This window comes from Streptomyces sp. NRRL S-1022 (assembly GCF_000720135.1).
In the GTDB taxonomy this organism is placed as follows: domain Bacteria; phylum Actinomycetota; class Actinomycetes; order Streptomycetales; family Streptomycetaceae; genus Streptomyces.
Genome location: NZ_JOIU01000216.1, coordinates 1 through 217, shown reverse-complemented (window position 1 = coordinate 217; position 217 = coordinate 1). Strand labels below are relative to the sequence as shown.

The following is a 217-nucleotide window of genomic DNA, read 5'->3' as shown; positions in this document are numbered from 1 at the left end:
CGCGGACCTCTTGGACCAGACGGTGTTCACGCAGGCCGGCCTGTTCGCGGTGGAGTCGGCGTTGTTCCGGCTGGTGGAGTCCTGGGGTGTGCGGCCGGACGTCGTGGCCGGGCACTCGATCGGTGAGGTCGTCGCGGCGCATGTGGCCGGTGTGTTGTCGTTGGAGGATGCGGCGGCGCTGGTGGCGGCGCGGGGCCGGCTGATGCAGGCCCTGCCG

At 72.4% G+C, this 217-nt stretch carries 1 protein-coding gene; it reads left to right on the top strand.

Annotated features, from left to right (window positions below):
- A partial coding sequence (locus IG05_RS43410) for an acyltransferase domain-containing protein (RefSeq protein WP_037816111.1) occupies nucleotides 1–217 on the top strand: 217 nt, incomplete at both ends.